This window comes from Terrabacter sp. Soil811 (genome assembly GCF_001429655.1).
In the GTDB taxonomy this organism is placed as follows: Bacteria; Actinomycetota; Actinomycetes; order Actinomycetales; family Dermatophilaceae; genus Terrabacter.
The window spans coordinates 1071113-1086776 of sequence record NZ_LMSX01000001.1 but is presented as its reverse complement, the minus strand read 5'-3'; the positions used below and the strand labels follow the sequence as shown (position 1 = coordinate 1086776).

The following is a 15664-nucleotide window of genomic DNA, read 5'->3' as shown; positions in this document are numbered from 1 at the left end:
CGTGTCGGTGCGTCTCAACCCGAGCCACGCCTCCCGTCGCCTCCGCATCCCGGGGCGGGCCGTCCTCGACAACCTCGGCGCCCGGCTCGTCGCCGTGGTCGCGCTCGGGATCGGCACGATCCTCGTCGCGCGGGTCGGAGGCGCCGAGGACGTCGGGGTCCTCGCCCTGCTGCGCGTCCTGCCGGGTCTGGTCGGCGTCCTCGCCGCCTGTGGTCTGCCGGGTGCGATGGGCTACTTCCTCGCCGGCCCCCACGCCGGGCACCCGCGGCTGTGGCCCACGATCCTCGTGCTGCTCGGCGCCGGCATGGGGATCGGCACCGCGGTGTGGCTGCTGCTCGTTCCCGTCATCCATGCGGTCCTGCTCCCGACGGCGAGCCCGCTGGTCATGCTCCTCGCCGGCGTCAGTGTCGCGACCCAGCTGCCGCTCGCCGTCGCCAAGTCGAGCCTCCAGGGGCTCGACGACCGGAAGGGGTCCAACGCGGTCACTGCCGGGGAGGAGGCAGCCTTCCTCCCCGCCTTCGGTGTCGCTTGGCTGCTCGGACTGCGCGGGCCCCTGCTGCTCGTCGTCGTGCTCATCGTCGCCGACGTCGTCGTCGCCGGGGCGGGGTGGGCCCGTCTCGTGCGCCAGGTGCACGGCCGGGGGATGCGGATGACCGGGCGTCCCGACCGCCCGCTCGGCCGCAGCATCGTGTCGTTCGGCCTGCTCGGTCAGGTCGGCGGCCTGGTCAACCTGCTCAACCTGCGCCTGGACTTCCTCGTCCTGGGCTCCATCGCCGGTCCGGCACCGCTGGGCGTGTATGCCGTGGCCTCGAAGTTCGCCGAGCTCGTCAGGCTGCCGTCGCTCGCGGTGACCTGGGTCAGCTATCCGCGGATCGCCCGCCTCGGGCCGGAGGCCTCCGCGACGGTCGTGCGTCGACAGCTGCCGTGGCTCGGTGGCGTGGGCATCGTCGGTGCCGTCGTGCTGGCGCTCGCCGCGGGACCCCTGCTGCCGGCCCTCTACGGTCAGGAGTTCGTCGCGTCCGTCGTGCCGGCCGCCATCATCGCCGTCGGCCTCTGCGCCTCACCCGCGGGGGGCCTGGCCGGCGGCTACCTGCTGGGGACCCGGCGTCCCGGCACCGGTTCGGTGCTGCAGGCCGTCGGCCTGCTCGCGACACTCGGACTCGACCTCGCCCTCATCCCGTCGTTCGGGGTGACCGGGGCAGCCGTGGCCAGCGCCGTCGCCTACCTCGTCACCGATGTCAGCACCGTGCTCGTCGTGCGACGGCTCACGGCAGGCACCCCGCGATGACCAGGCGCGTGCTGGCCTCGGTCGTCGCGGCGTCGGCCCTTCTCGCCGGCGGCTGCGGTGCGCCGGCCCCGAGCGCGACCCCACGGGCGGCGAGCGTCCTCGGCACCCAGACGCCGACGGACGGACGGTACGCCGAGCTCGTCGACGACCTCAGCGCGACGGGGACCGGCGTCTGGGTCGAGTCCGACGTCGTCAAGGCCTACCTCGCAGGACCGACCCGTTACCGCCAGGTTCTCGGCACCGCCCTCGCTCTCGCGCGCCGCCGAGGGGTGGCCGGCATCAAGGTCGCCGACGAGCTCGGCTACCACGACGGCACGACCCCGGAACAGGCGGCGGACATGCTGAGGCGCACCGTCGCCGACATCCACGCCTCCTCGCCCGGCACGAAGGTGCTCATCGACGTGGTCGTCCCCGAGCTGGGCTGCCTGTCGTGGACCGCCTCGTCCACGGCGGTCATGCGCATGTGCGGTGCCGGCTCCGCGAGCACGAGCCCCGGAGCGAGCCTCGCCGCGGTCGACGGCTACGCCGCCTCCGGGGTGGACGTCATCGACCTCAGCCCGGGTCTGCAGGACGATGCCTGGTACGCCTCCCAGGGCAGCTCCCGCGACGACGCGATGCAGCAGAGCTGGCGCGAGGCCGTACGCCGGTGGGGCACCCGGGTGACCCTCCAGGCGCGCAAGGCACTGGCTCACCCCGGGGCGTATCCCGGCGACGTCGCGCGCGCCGAGGCCGACGTGCACACCTACGTGGACATCCCCCTCGCCGAGGGGGCGAGAGCGGTCGACATCTGGACCTGGGCGCAGCACTACCGCGGCCAGCTCGTCACCCTCGTCGACCCGGGGGACGTCCCGAACGCGCTGACCAGGGCGCTGGAGCAGAGGCGGAAGAAGGGAGCGCGGCTGTGGACACACATGACGCCGTCGGCCTACGTGGTGGACCGGGGACACGACGTCCGCGCGGTGACGAGCCAGTTCGACGTCGTCTTCGTCGCGGCCGGGACCGGCTGAGCACGACGGCATCCACTCGGGTCAGCCGCGCTCGTCGGGCACTTGACGTCGTGGTCGCCGCGGTGGCCCTCGTGCTGAGCGCGCCGGTCGTCGTGGCGGCGGCGGTCGCGATCCGCACGACGAGCCCGGGGCCCGTGCTGTTCCGCCAGGAGCGGGTCGGCGCGGGCGGACGCCCCTTCACCATCCTCAAGCTGCGCACCATGACCTCGGGTGGCGAGGGTCTCGACATCACGATGGGGCGCGACCCTCGCGTCACGAGGGTCGGGGCCCTGCTCCGGCGCACCTCGCTCGACGAGCTGCCGCAGCTGCTCAACGTCCTTCGCGGCGAGATGACCCTCGTCGGCCCCAGGCCCGAGACGGTCGCGTTGGCGCGCCGCTACCCGTCCGGGTGCCGCTGGGTGCTCGAGGCCACACCGGGACTGACCGGACCGGCGCAGATCAGGATGCGCGACTCACGGGTGCTCGAGCCACCGCTCGCCGCGGTCTCCTCCGCGCCCGCCCCGGACCCCGAGACGTGGTACCTGGAGCACGTCGTCCCGCGCCGGGTGGACCTCGATGCCGGCTACCTCTGCGCTCCGTCGCTGTCGCGCACCGTGGCCGTGCTGCTCGAGACCGCGGTCTACCTGCTCCACCCCCAGTGAACCGCCGCCGACGACGCGACGACCCGCCCTCCGGTCCCTGCCTCAGCGACCGGACGGCAGCGGCGCCGGCGCCCGGGTCACCTGGAGCGGGTCGCACCTGGCGTTGAGGCAGGTCCCGGTCTCGAGGTCGAACTCGAAGTTGTGCCCGAGGCACCGGAGTCTCCCGTCGCGGACGACGCCGCCGTACTGGAGGTCCTCGCCGGCGTGGGGGCAGTAGCGGCTCACGACGTAGTCCGTCCGGCCGTCGGAGAGCACGACCGTCTCGGCCGGGTCGCGGCTCGTCTCGTACCCCTCGACGGCCTCGAGGGCGTCCCGGTCCGCGTGCTTGAGCAGGCCGACGAGGTAGTCGTTGTAGACGTCGGGATCCCGGCTGGCGCGGATGCGCAGGGAGAGGAAGAGGTCCTCCCACCGGATGCGACCCGTGAGCACCGCATCGAGCCAGCGGGCCTCGACCGTCAGGTGGTAGCCGGGCGTCCCACCGACGGGGGACAGGTCCACCTCCGTCGTCTCGGGCCCCAGCCGCACGTCCCACGTGCCGCCCGCCCGGCCGACGACCTCGAACCGCACCGTCATGCCGATCCTCTGCAGGAAGTAGCCGGACAGGGCTCCCAGTGCGAGGAAGTGGTCGCGGAAGCGCTCGCCCAGCCGGCTCTCCGGAGGGGGGTCCGGCAGCTCTGCGTACACCGCGGCGATCTCGTCGGCGCGCCGGGCGGCATACGCCCTGAGGTACTCGGAGGTGTCGTCGAAGGAGAAGTCGGCCCACCTCGAGTCGCGCTCGACGTCACCGGACCCGACGTGGAGGCGGTCGCCGGGCAGCAGGTAGAGCGAGGTCTGGCCCGGGAGCCGGTCGCGCAGGAACGCCAGCGCCTGGGCCTGGTCGGGGAAGATGCCGGGGGCCTGCACCGCGGCGTTGTGGTGCGCGAGGGCGGGGTCGAGGAAGGCGGGCGGGCCGGCATACGGCATGACGATCTTCGGCGGCGCCGACCGCAGCAGGCGGGTCACCGCGCGGAACTTGCCCAGCCGCTTCTCGGAGCTGATCCGCTCGACGACCTCGGGCGGGTAGTCGTAGCAGATGGGGTGCCACGAGGCCCCGGACATCTGCACCCCCATGACGTCGAGGGGACGCTCGCACTCCTCGGCAGCCCGGCGGAGCTGGCTGACGCTGAGACGCGCGTCGTTGGTGTGCAGCACGGCGTGCCCGTCGACGTGGACGAGGATCGCGGCGTCGTGGCACATCGGGCTCAGCTCGGGGATGACGGTGACCCAGTCGCCGCGGTCGTTCAGGGCCAGCCGCTCCCACGCGTCGAGCTCGATGACGACGTTGCGGATGCCCGCACCCGCGATGCGGTTGCGCATCTCCCTCGAGGGGTAGCGCGGTATGACGAGACGCGTCGATGGCGAAAGGCCCTGCAGCAGCGGCAGATCCAAGTGGTCGAGGTGCTCGTGCGAGATGGCGACCCAGTCGGCATCGAGCATTTGCGGTGTCCGCACGTGCGCGTTGTCGGGGAACGGGAACCAGGACCCGAGGAACGCGCCGCGTGGCGACATCCACGGGTCGCACAGCATCCGCATGCCGGGCGCGTCGATGCGCAGACCGGCGTGGCCGAGGGAGGTGACGAGTGGTCCGTTCATGCCTCGACGATCCGCTGCCGCGCGTCCGCTGGACACCCGCGTGGGCCTGACCCGCGTCTACGTCGTTTGACGGAGCCTCAGTGTCCGCAGAGCCGACGCAGGGCGGTCAGGTCGGCGCGGACGGTCGCGGCGATGTCGGCGTGGCGGTCGGTGGCCGGTCGGGTCACACTGAGCCGGTAGGCGGCCAGGTCGTCGGCGAGGTTCTGCATGGACTCTCGGGCGTCGTCGGAGGCCGTCGTTCTCGCGAGGCCCCTGGCCCGGAAGAGAACGGTGTCGAGCCCGGCACGGACGGCCGCCGCGGACGCGCCGTGCGTCGTCGCGGTCGTCGCGGTCGTCGACGCGGTCGTCGTCGAGGCGGCCGCGACGAGCGACCCGATGTCGGGGCAGTCACCGCCGAGCGGCTGGGATGCGGCGCTCTGCACGGCAGGGACGGCCCCGCGTGAGGCGCCGGTGAGGACGAAGGCTGACCCGAGCGCGACGACGATCGTCAGAGCGACGCCGAGCAGGAGCTGCCAGCGGTGGGTGGAGGTCGTCGACGCGCTCATGATGTCGCCCCTCTCGTGGTCGGAGGTTGGTACTCGAAGGCGCCGCGGTCGTCGTAGGAGCGCACGCCGATCCCGCTGTTCGGGGTGCTCGGGTCGTCGACCCGAGGACGGCCGGCGGCATCGAGCGCCGGCTGGCCGGGCGCGCTCGAGTCGGCCGAGTCGATCGCCGGGGACCCTGCGCGGAGGCTGAAGTCGGCCTGCGCGGGGCCGTTCCAGCGAGGGTCGGCCTGCCGTGCGTGCGACTCCTGTCCGCTCGCCGCCTGGAACGCCGCCAGGGACGTGTAGGACGTCGATCCCCACACCATCATCGTGCCGCTGACACTGAGGTTCACGAGGTCGTAGTCGAGTCTCGTGCCGAGCTGCGACGTCGCGTCGACGCGGATGTCACCTCTCGTCCGGGGACACTTCACGGTGCCGCCCGCGCCGTTGGGGCACGAGGCCGCGTTGTCGACCGAGATGTTGTCGGCGAAGGTGAACCCGCTCGGGGTGCCCGACGCCACGCCTTCGAGGTTGATGCCGGCCGCCACGTTGTCGTAGACGGTGTTGCCGACGACGGAGCTGCCGGTGACGCCGAAGTCGTCGATGCCGTGGTCGCCGGTGATGCACCCGGCCGTGTTACCGGTCGGCGGGGCGCTGCAGTTGGTCAGGGCCGCGGTCGTGAACCCCTTGTTGTGGTAGCTGACGTTGTCGACGATCGTGTTGCGGTCGCCGCCCGGGTAGGACTGGATGCCGGAGTCCTCGTTGTCGTGGACGCGGTTCCCGCTCACGAGGTTGCCGGGCGCCCGCAGGTCGATCCCGACCGCGTTGCGCACGTAGCCGTACGCGTTCCACGAGCTCTCGTTGCCCGTGATCTGGTTGCCGGTCGAGCCGTTCGTCAGGTAGATGCCGGAGGCCGAGTTGTCGGTGACGAGGTTGCCGGTGACGACCGACCCGGTCATCGAGTTGAGGTACATGCCGTATGCCGTGGCGCCCGCCACGGGGCTCCCCGACCCCCGCGCCGTGTTGTTCGACAGCCGGACGCCGGTCGCGTTGAAGACGTAGAACGCGTTGCTCGTGGTGTCCCGGACGGTGAAGCCCGACACGGTGATCCAGCTCTGGTTGGAGATCGTGAAACCGTGCTTGGCCCCCGCGATGGTGACGACCGCGCCCGCGGCCGGCTGGAAGATGATGGGGGAGCCGGCGGTGCCGGAGTGCCAGGGGAACACCTCGTCGGTGTACGTCCCCGAGGACACGAGCACCGTCTGCCCCGCGACGGCGACCTTCGCGGCCTTGGCGATGGTGCAGAACGGCACCGCGGCCGTGCCTGCACCGGTGTCCGAGCAGCCGCCGCCGCCTACGTAGAGGTAGGCGGCGGCGCCTGCCGCGGCCCCGACGGAGCTGACCGCGAGGCCCAGGCCGGCCACGAGGGTGCTGAGGGCGAGGACGGCTCGTCGAGCGGGGGTGTGCGGGGGGGCCATGACTCGTCCTTCCCATCCTGCGGCTGCCTGATCCTCCAGTTTGTCGACCGGCCCGCACGATCACCCCCACCGAAAGTGGGAGGACGGCATACGCCCATTGCACGAGGGCGCGCCCGGTCGGGCTACTCGGGCTCCCAGGCGATGAGCCGGTCGATGACCTCTCGGTCGCCCTCGATCGTCAGTGCCTCCAGCGGACGGCGGCCGTAGAACGCGGCGAGGACGATCTCGCTCGCCGTGCCGGTGACGCGGGCATCGACCGGCCCGGCGGTCTCGGGCCGGGGGGCGGTGCGTGCGCCGTCGGCGGAGACCCAGAGCCGCCACGAGCGTCCTTCGGTCGCGGCGTAGTCGACGACGGCGGGCTCGTGCGGCCACGGGCTCGTCGTCGCGCAGCACGTGGAGAGGAACTCCTCGACACCGTCGAGGGCCACGGCGTCGGGGAGCGGCTGAGGCGTACCGACCGTGAGCTGGGCGTCGTACGTGTGCACCGCGATCTCCTGGAGCTGGTGCCGCGCGACCGCGCCGCACGTCCCGGGCGACTGCGAGTCGCCCCACCACGTCCAGCAGCCGCGCTCCGGCCCGGCCTCGCGCAGCGCGTCGAGGAGCTGTCCGGTGGACGCCGCCAGCCAGCCGTCCAGCGCGTCGGGCTCGCTCGGCGCCGCCGCGTCGCCGTCCGACGGTGGCCGGACCCGGGAGGTGGCGGCAGGGCCGGCCGCGACCGTGGCGGCCCACGACCGACGGCCCTCGCCCAGGTGGTGCACCAGGTCGAGCAGCGTCCACTCGGGACAGGTCGGGACCGGCACGTCGAGGCTGGCCGCCGTCGAGACGGCGGAGCGGAAGGCCCGCGACCGCTCGTCGATGAGGCGCAGCAGGTCGGGGAACTCGAGCTCGCTCGTCACGCCGGATGTCTACCACCCGGGCGCGCCCGCCCGACAGCGCTTTTCCGGCCCGACTGACGTGGGGCCCTACGATGGAGCCTCGTGACCGTCACTGACACCGCCGCTGCCCGTGCCCGCCTGCTCGAGATCATCCGAGAGAAGGCGATCGTCCACGGTCGCGTGACCCTCAGCTCCGGCAAGGAGGCCGACTACTACGTCGACCTGCGCCGCATCTCCCTCGACGGGGAGGCCGCGCCCCTCGTCGGGATCGTCATGCGCGAGCTGACCAAGGACCTCACGTATGCCGCCGTCGGTGGCCTGACGCTCGGCGCCGACCCCGTGGCGACCTCGATGCTGCACGCGGCCGCGGCCGCCGGTGAGCGCCTCGACGCCTTCGTCGTGCGCAAGGCCGGCAAGGCGCACGGCCTCCAGCAGCGCATCGAGGGGCCGTCGATCACGGGTCGACGGGTGCTCGTCGTCGAGGACACGACGACGACCGGTGCGTCGCCGCTCGCCGCCGTCGAGGCAGCCCGTGAGGACGGCGCCGAGGTCGTCGCCGTCGCCACCATCGCCGACCGCGCCACCGGCGCCGGCGACCGGATCACCGCCGAGGCCGGCGTGGAGTACCGCTACGCCTTCTCGCTCGAGGAGCTGGGGCTCGCCTGAGGGCCTCCCGGGCGCCGCCCGACGCGCACCTCGAACCCCGCCCGCAGCGCCTCGACGGACGACGGTGGCGTGATCACCGTCGCGACGCCGGCGCGCGGGCGCTCGACGGGCGTGGCGGCATACGTGTTGTCGGGCAGCCACGGCAGCAGGCCGCCGCTGGTGACGACGGCAGGACCCGAACCCAGCAGCACGTAGGTGCCGTCGGGCACGTCACCCCAGGCGTAGGCATGCAGCCGGCGGGTGCGCCGCCGCGGGTCCCAGCGCTCGTCGTGGAGCAGCCGGTCGAGACCGGGCGCCGGCAGGTGGGTCGTGCGGTGGCTCGCCGCGACGAGGTCGCGGAACCGGCTGAAGTCGGCGCGACGGCACTCGGCGCACGGACGATGCCCGGCCGCGAGGGCGAGCGCCTCGTCGAGGAAGAAGAGCGGCGTGTAGTGGCTGGGGTCCCACTGCCGCACGCGGCGGTCGCGGAACTCGAGCAGGCACGTGATCCACGCGCGTCCGACGTGGTGCCGGCGGACGTCGCGCGTGCCGGCGCCGTCGTGGAGGCGGCCCCGGTTGCCCATGAGGTCGCCGCGCCCTGGGGCGGCGACGACGTCGCCGAAGGGGTCGACCCGGTTGCGGGCCGGTGCGTCGAGGCCGCTCACTCGAGGACCTCGAGGACGACGTCGGCGGGGTCGCCCTCGCCGAGACCCTCGGCGTGGCGGACCGCCTTCTTGACCGGCAGCACGTAGGCGCCCCGGCTCGCGTCCGGGAAGACGGACGTCGTCCACGACGTGGCTCCGACGGTCGCCCGGACGCGCACCGAGCCGAAGCCCCGCGGCGGCCGCGGGACCTCGCGGATGCGTGCCGACGCGTCGTCGCCGACCGTCACGAAGAACCATCCCGTCTGCGCCTCCCAGCGCCACAGGTCGGCCGTGAACCGGAGCGTCGTCATGCGTCCACGCTAGGGCCCGGCACCGACAGGAACGGGGCGAGCAGCGCCTGCGTCGCACCCGCGACCCGGTCCGCACGCGTGCGCCCAGCACTAGGATCGGCTCGATCGGCACACCGACCCGCCGCCCTCTATCGGGAGAACCCATGATCATCGTCTGGATCCTGCTCGGCCTCGTCGTGCTCCTCGCCGTCGTCGGCGTCGTCATGTACAACGGCCTCATCGGCCTGCGCAACAAGGTCGAGGAGGGCTGGCGCCAGATCGACGTCGAGCTGAAGCGTCGCCACGACCTCATCCCCAACCTCGTCGAGACGGTCAAGGGCTACGCGTCGCACGAGCGCGGCACGCTCGAGGAGGTCATGCAGGCCCGGTCCGCCGCGATGTCGGGCGCGTCGACCCCCGCTGCGGCGGCGCAGGCCGAGGGCCAGCTGAGCCAGGCGCTCGGTCGCCTCATGGCCGTCGCCGAGGCCTACCCCGACCTCAAGGCCAACCAGAACTTCCTCGCCCTCCAGCAGGAGCTGACGAGCACCGAGGACCGCATCGCGAGCTCGCGCCGCTACTACAACGCCCTCGTGCGCGAGCTCAACACCAAGGTCGAGTCCGTCCCCTCGAACATCGTCGCCAACCTGGCGGGCGTCAAGCGCGCCGAGTACTTCGAGACCCCCGCGACCGAGGCCGTCGCCCCGAGCGTCGCCTTCGGGGGCGACAGCGCCGTCGGGGGCTCCGGCACCCCGGCCGTCTCGGCGTCCACCCAGCCCGGTGCCGTCGGCGGCTCGTCGACCCAGCCGGGTGGCGCGCCCGGCGCGCTGCCGCAGGCCCAGGCCCCCGGTGCCACCCAGCCCGACCCGACGTCCGACTCGGCCGACTCTGCCGGCCCGGGCACGTCCGGCGCCTGACCGGAGGGTGTCCGGGGCGTCAGCCCTTGACGTACGAGAGCTTCTCGCAGACCTTGCCGTCGCGCAGGCGCACGACGTCGATGCCGCGCACGTGGCCGGGCGAGCCGTCCGGGGCGACCCAGGAGAAGCGCCAGCGCAGCACCCCGCGGTCGCCGGCGACGAAGGACTCCTCGGCCGTGAAGAGCGGGCTGCCCGTCTCGGTGAAGAGCGACTCCCACACCGAGCGCACGTCGGTCGCGCCCTCATGGCGTAGACCGTCCGGCGCTGGTCCGGTGGCCTCGAAGACGCAGTCGTCGGTCATGAGCGACATGATCGCGTCGACGTCGCCCCGTCCGAACGCCGCGACGAAGGCGGTGAAACCCGCATGGTTCGGACCCCACGTGGCATCCCGTCCGAAGCGCGCGAGGAGGTCGGTCTGCGCGTCGCCGCCGGACGGCATACGCGGTCCGACGGCCCCGCCGGAGCGGTAGGCCTCCTCCATGCGGTCGAACCACGTCACCACGTCGGCCACGAGCCCCGGATCGAGCGCGCGGTCCTGCCCGATCGCCGCGGCGAGGTCCCAGCCGTGCACGAGGTGGTCGGCCACGAGCTGGCGGACGTACTCGTCCATCGACTCCTCGCCGTAGGACAGCTGCACGGTGCCGTGCGAGGGGAGCCTCTCGGCGACGGTGCCGAGGGCCTCGGTCGCGGCCGACGCCGCGGCGTCCCGGGCGTCCTCACCGAGGAGGTCGCCGTCGAGGCGGCTGCCGACGTCGGCGATGGTGCGGCCGCGCATCAGCGGCGAGGTCCAGAGGTCCTCGCCCGTCACGTGGTTGACGAGGTCCCGCACCGTCCACTCGCTGCACGGCGTCGGCAGGCCCCACTGGTCGTCGGCCACCGAGGCGACCTGCTGCGACCACCACTGCACGCTGCGGCGGTACGCGCCGCCGAGGTCGGACCCGGTGTGCGGGGTCTCGGTCGTTGCCTCCATCACGTCCTCCCATCGCCCCTGCAGCACCAGTGTGCCCCGGGCTCGGGAGGCGCGTCAGGACATCACGTCAAGACGCGGTCAGGAGGCGCGGTCAGGAGGCGCGATCGCTGCCCGTCGCGTGGCCCGCGATGTCGCCCGCGGCGTCGGCGGTCTCGGCGGCGAGGGCCTTGGCCCGGCGGCGGTGCTTGACGAACTCGTAGACCATCGGCAGCAGCGACACGGCGACGACGAGCAGGATCGCGACCTCGAGCTTGTCGGTGAGCCACGGGAAGGCCTGGCCGAGGAAGTAGCCGAGCAGGGTGATGCCAGCCGCCCACAGGACGGCGCCGACGGCGCTCCACGTGAAGAAGCGGCGGCGCTCCATCCGGCTGACGCCGGCGACGACGGTGATGTAGGTGCGCACGATCGGGACGAACCGCCCGATGACGAGGGCCTTGTTGCCGTGCCGGTCGAAGAAGTCCGTCGTCTGGTCGAAGTACTTCTTCTTGAGCACCTTGCCGTCGCGTGCATAGAGCGGTGTGCCGAGGGCCCGACCGATCTCGTAGCCGACGACGTTGCCGAGGAAGGCCGACGCGCACAGGATCACGATCGCCACGCCGAGGTTGACGTGCACCTGGCCGGTGGCGATGAACAGGCCCACCGCGAAGAGGAGGGAGTCGCCGGGCAGGATCGGGAAGAGGAGGCCGCACTCGATGAAGACGATGGCGACGGCGATCCAGAAGAAGGCCTCGCCGTACTGCTGGAGCAGGTAGGTGGGGTCCATCCACTTGGGGCCGAGGGCCGGCGCGATGGCCGGCAGGACGGAGGCGAGTGCGTGCATGGGTGACAGGGTATGCCGTGTGCCCGGGAGCGCCTGAATCCGCGCTGTCAGCGCGCTGTGGGGTCTCGAGCGGGTCTCGAAGGGATATCGATGGGACGACGTCCCTTCCGTCGGCGCGCGGACCCGGTTCACGATGGACGCGGGAGCGAAGGAGGAGTGGCGGCACCTGCCGGACACTCGGGGTCGAGGACGCTGCGGCGCCCACGACGGCGCGCGTGCCGTCCTCCTCCTGATCCCGTTGCGCGTGCGGCCGCGTCGTCAGGCGATGGGCAGGTCCGCGAGGTTCACGGCGGCCACGGCCACGGTCGCGATGGCGGCCACGACGAGCAGCAGGCGCGCCGGCCGGTAGCGGAAGCTCGACAGGACGCCGGAGAAGAAGAGTGCGACCGCGAGCAGGATGGTGTTGATGACGTAGTCGTGCGCCGTTTCCCCGGCTTGGAGCGCCTGCTTGCCCGAGGCGTCCGCCTTCGCGGTGGCCGCCTGGTAGGGCCCGAGCTGGTCGTCCATGTAGCTCGTGTCGTCGACGAGCCTCGTCGGGGTGCCGCCGGCCCGGATCTCGGCCTCCCACCGGTCGATGACCGGGAGCAGCTCCTCGCGGATCAGGGTCGCGCGGTAGAACGCCACGAGCTGGGTGTTCTTCGCCTGCACCGCCTGCGCGTACTGCGCGATCATGCTGCTGTCGTAGCTGACCTTCTGGGTCGCGACGCCGAACAGCCGGCTGGCCTCGACGCGCTGGTCGGTCGAGGTGCTCGTCGCGGTGCTCTGCGCCCCGCTCCACTGGGACGCCTGGTAGCCGCACCAGGCCGTCCCGACCGTGGCGAGCCCGAGGACGAGCACCGTGACCATCTCGATGAGACGGTCGACGAAGGAGCCCTCGCGGTTCATTGCTGCTCAGTGCCCGGAGGCTGGTCGGCCGCCGCGGCGGCGCCCTGGCCAGCGGCAGGGTCCTCGCGGACCGTGAGCCCCATCCGGCCGGGACCGTAGCCGGGACGGCGACGGCCCACCTGAACGCCGTCCGAACGCTGCACGAGGTCGCGCCACAGGTCGGTCTCGCGGTAGCGCCAGGCGTCTTCGCGTGCGGTCGTGATCTCCTGCTCGAGCCGGCCGTCGTTCTGGGCCTGGGCGATCCGCGTGGCGGCCTCGGCCTCCTCGAGAGCGAGCTCGAACGTGGCGCGCACCGTGGCCTGGATGACCTCCCCCGTCCGGCCCAGGTCGACCGGCCCGAGCACGAAGCCGGTGACGCGGAGGCCGTGCTCCTCCAGCGCGGCGGTGACGGCCTCCGCGAGCCGGGTCTCGGTGTCGGAGCGGGCGCGCCCGAAGAGGGTCTCGACCGTGACGGCGGGGTCGCTCAGGGCCCGGCTGATCGCCCGGCCGCTCTCGTCCCGGACCAGTCCGTGGACGCCCTCGGGCCCGAACCGCTCGTGGACCGTGCGCAGCCGCTCGGGGATGATCGCGTAGCGCACCGTGTACGCGACGTCGGCCAGGGCCCGGTCACCGAGGGCGCAGCTGAGGCTGGGGCCGGTGCGGTCGAGCTGCGACACCGCCGACGACGCGTCCTCGCCGGCGCGGTAGGCCATCTCCACCGACGGGTACTCGACGACCATCGTCTTGCGCAGGAGCGGCACCCAGTGCCGGCCGGGCGTCAGGGAGTGGTCGGTCGCCCGGCCGTTCTTGAGCACGAGGCCGAGGGCGCCGGCCGGCACCTTGATCATCGAGGCCGTGACCACCATCCACGCGAAGATCGCGAGGATCGGCACGAGGAGCACGACGAGGATCACGGTGGCGGCGGTGCTCATGACCGGCTCCGGCCGGTCGCGGCGAGCGTGGTGACCGAGCCGGTCGCCGGGGTCGTGGAACGCATGGCAGGTCTCCTGTCGCCACCGGACCGCCCCGGTGGGTCGTCCGGCCGTTCGCCCGGTCGTTAGTCTTCCGGGCATCCGATGTGACTCCAGACTGAACCGGAAGGGGACCCGTGGCATCGCCTGAAGGGGGTGAGACCCCGAACGGGCCGGACGCACCGAACGGCCCGACCGTCGCGGTCGGGGTCGGCCCGTGGCAGGGCCCGCGCCCGTCCGGCGACCACTGGGACCCCGAGCTGCTCGAGCACGGCGACCGGCGCAACGTCGTCGACGCCTACCGGTACTGGCGCCACGACGCGATCGTCGCCGACCTCGACGCCCGACGCCACGACTTCCACGTCGCCGTCGAGAACTGGGGCCACGACTTCAACATCGGGTCGGTCATCCGCACGGCGAACGCCATGGGCGCCCGCGCGTTCCACATCGTCGGCAAGCGGCGGTGGAACCGACGCGGGGCCATGGTCACCGACCGCTACCAGCACGAGCACCACCACCCGGACGCCGCCGCGCTCGCCGCGTGGGCGCGGGGCGAGGGGCTTGCCCTCGTCGGTGTCGACAACCTGCCCGGCTCGGTGCCCATCGAGACGTTCGACCTGCCGCGCCGGTGCGTCCTCGTCTTCGGCCAGGAGGGCCCCGGGCTGTCCGAGCCGATGCGGGCCGAGTGCACGGCCGTGCTCCACATCGAGCAGTTCGGCTCGACCCGCTCGATCAACGCCGGCGCGGCCGCGGCCATCGCGATGCACGCCTGGGTGCGCCGGCACGTCTTCGACCAGCGGGTGTAGCTCAGCCCTGCGGGTCGCGACCGCGCCAGCGCAAGGGCTCCTCGGCATACTCCTCGATGACGTGGGCGGCGACGCCGACCGACCTCGCGACCTGGAAGACCACCTCGCCCGACTCGGCGGGCAGGCCGAGGGCGTGGAGCACGGCGGCGCTCGCGAGGTCGATGTTGGGCAGCGCTCCCGTGCGCTCTGCGACGAGCGCCGCGAGCGCGTCGACGCGCCGCCGCAGCCGGGTGGTGCCGCGCCGACGCCACAGGGCCTCGAGCACGACGTCGGCGCGCGGGTCGCCTTCGGGGTAGAGGAAGTGTCCGAAGCCGGCCACCACGCTCCGCTCGCGCAGCGACCGCGCCACGAGCACGGCGGGGTCGACGCCCTCGGCGAGCAGCGCGTGGGCGGCCACCGGGGCCGCGCCGTGGAGCGGGCCGGCCATCGCGGCGTACGCGGCCGACAGGCAGTCGTGGAGCCCGGCGCGTGTCGAGGCCGCGACGCGCGCGGCGACGGTCGAGGCGGTGAGGCCGTGGTCGAGGAGGGCCACGAGCAGCACCCGGAGCACGGCGACGTCGCCGCCGGCCGTCGGGTCGCCGCCGAGGGCGGTCAGCGTCAGGGCCGTGAGGTCGCCGGACCGGGCGCGGGCCGCCTGACCGAGCGACGAGGCCCCCGCCAGGGCGACCGCGGCCCGGACCGCGGGCAGCGCCGCGTGCCGGACCCGCTCGGGGTCCGTGTCCGAGGAGAAGGGGTCGGCCGCCGCGAGCAGCTGCACGGCCACGGGCATCCGCCGCTCGAGCGGCAGACTCGTCAGGTCGATGACGGCCGTCTCCGGCAACCCCGAGAAGCCTTGCGGCACCGTCGTCCCCAGCACGACCCCCGCTGCCTCCTCGAGCGACCGCAGGGCGACGACGTCGCTCAACGCGCGGCCGCGGTAGAAGAGCTCCCCTTCTGCCTGTCGGCTCACGGCGGTGGCGATGCTCCGGAAGCGCAGGACGGGCTGCGGTCCGCCCGGGGGACGGGTCGCCGAGGCCATGGCGTCGATCTGCGCCCGGTCGAAGAGGCTCTCCTGCTGGCCCGGCCGGCGCTCGCTCCGCAGCAGCCCGCGGCTGACGTACGCGTAGAGGGTCGCCCGTTTGACGCCGAGTCGCTGGGCGGCCTCCGTCGTCGTGATCCCCGTGCCTCGTGCGGTCGTCACGTCGCCTCCGGGCGGGTCTGGTCGATGGGGTTGATCGGGTCAACCGTTGACGAGATCAACATTGACGATGTTGATCAACATCGCTGAGAGTGACGAGTGAACCTGAAAGGAGGAC

Annotated in this window: 17 protein-coding genes; 6 read left to right on the top strand and 11 right to left on the bottom strand. The window is 73.0% G+C overall.

Features of this window, described 5'->3' with window-relative positions:
* Position 1: 1 nt before the first annotated feature.
* The 3 genes from ASH01_RS05050 to ASH01_RS23545 are packed head-to-tail and all read left to right on the top strand — an operon-like array spanning position 2 to position 2936.
* Positions 2–1288, top strand: a complete 1287-nt coding sequence (locus ASH01_RS05050; RefSeq protein WP_056772078.1) for a lipopolysaccharide biosynthesis protein — start codon at positions 2–4, stop codon at positions 1286–1288.
* Complete coding sequence (locus ASH01_RS23550; RefSeq protein WP_162260582.1) at positions 1285–2295, top strand: hypothetical protein; 1011 nt, start codon at positions 1285–1287, stop codon at positions 2293–2295. The genes ASH01_RS05050 and ASH01_RS23550 overlap by 4 nt, the downstream gene beginning before the upstream one ends.
* Positions 2292–2936: a sugar transferase gene (locus ASH01_RS23545; RefSeq protein ID WP_443081059.1), complete on the top strand. Its 645-nt coding sequence runs from the start codon at positions 2292–2294 to the stop codon at positions 2934–2936. Before ASH01_RS23550 ends, ASH01_RS23545 begins: the two co-directional genes overlap by 4 nt.
* Before the next feature lie 42 nt (positions 2937–2978).
* On the opposite strand, the gene ASH01_RS05035 is transcribed toward ASH01_RS23545, so the two are convergent.
* From ASH01_RS05035 to ASH01_RS05020, 4 genes are all read right to left on the bottom strand, one after another.
* Positions 2979–4568, bottom strand: a complete 1590-nt coding sequence (locus ASH01_RS05035) for a Rieske 2Fe-2S domain-containing protein (protein ID WP_056772068.1) — start codon at positions 4566–4568, stop codon at positions 2979–2981.
* 77 nt (positions 4569–4645) lie between these two features.
* Positions 4646–5113, bottom strand: a complete 468-nt coding sequence (locus tag ASH01_RS05030) for a hypothetical protein (RefSeq protein WP_056772064.1) — start codon at positions 5111–5113, stop codon at positions 4646–4648.
* Complete coding sequence (locus ASH01_RS05025; RefSeq protein ID WP_056772061.1) at positions 5110–6570, bottom strand: right-handed parallel beta-helix repeat-containing protein; 1461 nt, start codon at positions 6568–6570, stop codon at positions 5110–5112. Before ASH01_RS05025 ends, ASH01_RS05030 begins: the two co-directional genes overlap by 4 nt.
* Before the next feature lie 122 nt (positions 6571–6692).
* Positions 6693–7466, bottom strand: a complete 774-nt coding sequence (locus ASH01_RS05020; protein ID WP_056772059.1) for a maleylpyruvate isomerase N-terminal domain-containing protein — start codon at positions 7464–7466, stop codon at positions 6693–6695.
* An 81-nt stretch (positions 7467–7547) separates the two neighbouring features.
* Here ASH01_RS05020 and pyrE point away from each other — a divergent pair, with 81 nt between their 5' ends.
* Positions 7548–8111 (top strand): orotate phosphoribosyltransferase, encoded by a 564-nt coding sequence (gene pyrE / locus ASH01_RS05015; RefSeq protein ID WP_056772055.1) that lies wholly within the window; start codon positions 7548–7550, stop codon positions 8109–8111.
* On the opposite strand, the gene ASH01_RS05010 is transcribed toward pyrE, so the two are convergent.
* Together ASH01_RS05010 and ASH01_RS05005 are read right to left on the bottom strand one after the other, a co-directional pair.
* A complete protein-coding gene (locus ASH01_RS05010; RefSeq protein WP_056772053.1) occupies positions 8075–8755 on the bottom strand; it encodes a hypothetical protein in 681 nt (226 codons plus the stop codon). The two genes, pyrE and ASH01_RS05010, sit on opposite strands and share 37 nt — an antisense overlap.
* Positions 8752–9045: a DUF1905 domain-containing protein gene (locus ASH01_RS05005; RefSeq protein ID WP_056772051.1), complete on the bottom strand. Its 294-nt coding sequence runs from the start codon at positions 9043–9045 to the stop codon at positions 8752–8754. Before ASH01_RS05005 ends, ASH01_RS05010 begins: the two co-directional genes overlap by 4 nt.
* 143 nt (positions 9046–9188) lie before the next feature.
* On the opposite strand from ASH01_RS05005, the gene ASH01_RS05000 reads away from it, so the two are divergent.
* On the top strand, positions 9189–9938 hold the full coding sequence (locus ASH01_RS05000; RefSeq protein ID WP_056772048.1) for a LemA family protein: 750 nt from the start codon (positions 9189–9191) through the stop codon (positions 9936–9938).
* A gap of 19 nt (positions 9939–9957) precedes the next feature.
* Here ASH01_RS05000 and ASH01_RS04995 read toward each other — a convergent pair whose 3' ends face one another.
* The 4 genes from ASH01_RS04995 to ASH01_RS04980 all read right to left on the bottom strand — a co-directional run bounded on the left by ASH01_RS04995 (position 9958) and on the right by ASH01_RS04980 (position 13524).
* Positions 9958–10908 (bottom strand): TIGR03086 family metal-binding protein, encoded by a 951-nt coding sequence (locus ASH01_RS04995; protein WP_056772044.1) that lies wholly within the window; start codon positions 10906–10908, stop codon positions 9958–9960.
* A 91-nt stretch (positions 10909–10999) separates the two neighbouring features.
* Positions 11000–11728, bottom strand: a complete 729-nt coding sequence (locus tag ASH01_RS04990; protein WP_056772041.1) for a DedA family protein — start codon at positions 11726–11728, stop codon at positions 11000–11002.
* 258 nt (positions 11729–11986) lie between these two features.
* A complete protein-coding gene (locus ASH01_RS04985) occupies positions 11987–12613 on the bottom strand; it encodes a hypothetical protein (RefSeq protein ID WP_056772040.1) in 627 nt (208 codons plus the stop codon).
* Positions 12610–13524 carry an SPFH domain-containing protein gene (locus tag ASH01_RS04980; RefSeq protein WP_235508512.1) on the bottom strand — a complete coding sequence of 305 codons (915 nt, stop codon included), beginning with the start codon at positions 13522–13524 and terminating at the stop codon, positions 12610–12612. The genes ASH01_RS04985 and ASH01_RS04980 overlap by 4 nt, the downstream gene beginning before the upstream one ends.
* 176 nt (positions 13525–13700) lie before the next feature.
* Here ASH01_RS04980 and ASH01_RS04975 point away from each other — a divergent pair, with 176 nt between their 5' ends.
* Entirely contained in the window at positions 13701–14369 is a 669-nt protein-coding gene (locus tag ASH01_RS04975) for a TrmH family RNA methyltransferase (protein ID WP_056772038.1), read from the top strand.
* 1 nt (position 14370) lies between these two features.
* On the opposite strand, the gene ASH01_RS04970 is transcribed toward ASH01_RS04975, so the two are convergent.
* On the bottom strand, positions 14371–15549 hold the full coding sequence (locus tag ASH01_RS04970; RefSeq protein WP_056772036.1) for a citrate/2-methylcitrate synthase: 1179 nt from the start codon (positions 15547–15549) through the stop codon (positions 14371–14373).
* Between the last annotated feature and the right edge of the window lie 115 nt (positions 15550–15664).

What these genes read in the sequence shown, in the direction of transcription:
- ASH01_RS04995 (WP_056772044.1), bottom strand. Translation starts at nt 10,908, where the DNA reads ATGGAGGCAACGACCGAGACCCCGCACACCGGGTCCGACCTCGGCGGC.
- ASH01_RS05035 (WP_056772068.1), bottom strand. Translation starts at nt 4,568, where the DNA reads ATGAACGGACCACTCGTCACCTCCCTCGGCCACGCCGGTCTGCGCATC.
- ASH01_RS04985 (WP_056772040.1), bottom strand. Translation starts at nt 12,613, where the DNA reads ATGAACCGCGAGGGCTCCTTCGTCGACCGTCTCATCGAGATGGTCACG.
- ASH01_RS05005 (WP_056772051.1), bottom strand. Translation starts at nt 9,045, where the DNA reads ATGACGACGCTCCGGTTCACGGCCGACCTGTGGCGCTGGGAGGCGCAG.
- ASH01_RS05030 (WP_056772064.1), bottom strand. Translation starts at nt 5,113, where the DNA reads ATGAGCGCGTCGACGACCTCCACCCACCGCTGGCAGCTCCTGCTCGGC.
- ASH01_RS04990 (WP_056772041.1), bottom strand. Translation starts at nt 11,728, where the DNA reads ATGCACGCACTCGCCTCCGTCCTGCCGGCCATCGCGCCGGCCCTCGGC.
- ASH01_RS04980 (WP_235508512.1), bottom strand. Translation starts at nt 13,524, where the DNA reads ATGAGCACCGCCGCCACCGTGATCCTCGTCGTGCTCCTCGTGCCGATC.
- ASH01_RS23550 (WP_162260582.1), top strand. Translation starts at nt 1,285, where the DNA reads ATGACCAGGCGCGTGCTGGCCTCGGTCGTCGCGGCGTCGGCCCTTCTC.
- ASH01_RS05025 (WP_056772061.1), bottom strand. Translation starts at nt 6,570, where the DNA reads ATGGCCCCCCCGCACACCCCCGCTCGACGAGCCGTCCTCGCCCTCAGC.
- ASH01_RS05000 (WP_056772048.1), top strand. Translation starts at nt 9,189, where the DNA reads ATGATCATCGTCTGGATCCTGCTCGGCCTCGTCGTGCTCCTCGCCGTC.